General features: G+C 56.7%; 3 protein-coding genes. All 3 read left to right on the top strand.

From position 1 onward, the window contains the following. A partial coding sequence (locus tag PKY88_13265) for a hypothetical protein (GenBank protein ID HOQ06169.1) occupies positions 1-299 on the top strand: 299 nt, incomplete at its 5' end. 122 nt (positions 300-421) lie between these two features. Next, positions 422-1288, top strand: coding sequence for a sulfide/dihydroorotate dehydrogenase-like FAD/NAD-binding protein (locus PKY88_13260; protein ID HOQ06168.1), 867 nt, complete (start codon positions 422-424; stop codon positions 1286-1288). Between the two features lie 20 nt (positions 1289-1308). Next, a partial coding sequence (gene gltA, locus PKY88_13255; GenBank protein ID HOQ06167.1) for an NADPH-dependent glutamate synthase occupies positions 1309-2550 on the top strand: 1242 nt, incomplete at its 3' end.

Genomic DNA, 2550 nt, shown 5'->3' with positions numbered 1-2550 from the left:
AGTCGGACAAATCGGCGGAGTACTCGGTTGTCGGGGCGTTTGCATATCATTTTCGGCGGCTTTTTACGGCCAAGTGTCTGCTGGAAAAAGGGTTGTCGGAGGCGGCAATTGCCAAACAGGTTGGGGTTTGGGACAAAATACAAAAATCTTTTTTTGAGCAGCTCAAGCCGTTTCCTGTGAGGCAGTTGGCCTGGATCCTTGCTCAGCTCGGGGAGGCGGATTATCAAATTAAGACAAGTAAAACCTCGGCACCGGCGGCCATCGAACGTCTTCTAATTGAAATCGGGGGCGGCTTGTAGAATTTTTTCTTTTTCAATCCAAAAAAATCTTGAAAAAAAACGGCCTTACTATTATAAGGACAACTCTGCTTTATTATAAGTGATAATTATTTTTAATTTTGCAGATAAGAAAAGGTTAGAGTGTGTATAAAATCTTATCCAAAAAGCAGTTGTCTGAAAATGTTTTTCAGATGGAGGTGGAAGCGCCGTATGTAGCCCGGGCTCGGAAGCCGGGGCAGTTTGTGATTGTTTCGGTGGATGAAGAGGGCGGGGAACGGATTCCGCTGACGATTGCCGGAGCGGATGAGAAGAAGGGGACGATTCGGCTGATTTTTCAGCGGGTGGGCAAGGCGACGGCTCAGATGGCGGATTTGAAGGAGGGCGACAGCCTGGGTTATGTAGCGGGGCCGCTGGGCAAGCCGACTCATATTGACAAGTTCGGTGTCTGTGTCTGTGTGGGCGGGGGGATTGGGATTGCCCCGCTTCTGCCGATTGCCGAGGCGCTCAAGAAGGCGGGCAACCGGGTTGTCAGCATCCTGGGGGCGAGAACAAAGGAACTGCTGATTTTGGAGGAGGAATTCCGGCGGTTCAGTGACGAGTTAATTGTGGTGACAGATGATGGTTCTTATGGGCGCAAGGCGCTGGTGACGGAGCCGCTGGGGGAGATCTGCTGGCGGGAGCCCAAGCCCGACTTTGTGATTGCCATCGGTCCGACGATTATGATGAAGTTCTGCTGCGAGACGACGCGACCCTTCGGGATTCCCACGCAGGTTTCGCTGAATACGATTATGGTGGACGGGACGGGGATGTGCGGCGGGTGCCGGGTGGAGGTGGGCGGCAAGACGCAGTTTGTCTGTGTGGACGGACCGGAGTTTGACGGCCATCAGGTCAATTTTGATTTGATGATGAAGCGCATGGCCGCCTACAAGGATTTGGAGCAGCGGGCGTATGAAGAGTACCGGCAGCATCGGTGCAAAATCGGGCTGGATCAGACGAAAAGGTCTTCCTAAAACTTGCTGAAGAGATTGCGGTGAGCGAACTGTCTAAAAAACTTCAGGAGCTGCTGGAAAAGCAGCGAAGCGGGCAATTGAAGGCGAAAGAGAGATTTGAGATTCCGCCGCAGGAGATGCCGCAGCAGGACCCTGTGGTACGGCGTTCGAATATGAATGAGGTGGCGCTGGGCTATACGGAGGAGCAGGCGCGGCTGGAGGCACTTCGGTGTCTTCAGTGTCCGACGGCTCCATGCGTCGAGGGCTGTCCGGTTCGGATTCCGATTCCTGCATTTATAGCGCAGATTGCGGCGGGCAACTATGCCGGGGCGCTGGAGATTATCAAGGAATATTCACTTCTGCCGGCGGTGTGCGGCCGGGTGTGTCCGCAGGAGGTGCAGTGTCAGGAAAAATGCACCGTAGGGCTGAAGTTCAAGGATGTGATGAAGAGTGTATCCATCGGCCGGCTGGAGCGGTTTGCGGCGGATTGGGGGGCGGAGAAGGCCCAGACGCCTCGGGCGGCGGCGCCGACGGGGCAGAAGGTGGCGATTATCGGTTCCGGTCCCGGCGGGATTGTGGCGGCATCGGATACGCGGCGGGCGGGGCATTCGGTGACGATTTTTGAGGCGTTTCACAAGCCGGGCGGGGTGATGGTGTACGGGATTCCGGAGTTTCGTCTGCCCAAGGCGATTGTGCACAAGGAGATTGAGACGCTGCGGAAGATGGGGGTGGAGATTGTCTGCAATTTTATTGTGGGGCGGACGCGGACGATTGAGCAGCTGATGAAAGAGGACGGCTTTGATGCAGTGTATATCGGGGTGGGGGCGGGGCTGCCGAAGTTTATGGGCATTGAGGGAGAGCAGCTGGTGGGGGTGTACAGCGCCAACGAATACCTGACGCGGGCGAATCTGATGAAGGCCTATCAGTTCGGCCGGGGAGCGGATACGCCGATTGCCCGCAGCCGGCGGGTAGCGGTTTTCGGCGGCGGCAATGTGGCAATGGATGCGGCGCGAATGGCGGTGCGGCTGGGGGCCGAGAAGGTGTATCTGGTGTATCGGCGGAGCGAGAAGGAAATGCCCGCGCGAGTCGAGGAGGTGCATCACGCCAAAGAAGAAGGGGTGGAGTTCTGCCTGCTGCAGAATCCCAAACGGATATTGGGCAATGAACAAGGGCAGGTGGTCGGGGTGGAGTGCCTGCGGTATGAACTGGGCGAGCCGGATGAGTCGGGGCGGCGGCGTCCGGTGCCGATTGCCGGCAGCGAGTTTGTGCTGGATGTGGATACG

This window comes from Anaerohalosphaeraceae bacterium, from assembly GCA_035378985.1.
Classification (GTDB): Bacteria; Planctomycetota; Phycisphaerae; order Sedimentisphaerales; family Anaerohalosphaeraceae; genus JAHDQI01.
Note: the sequence above shows the minus strand (reverse complement) of the source record. Positions and strands in the feature narration are given on the sequence as shown.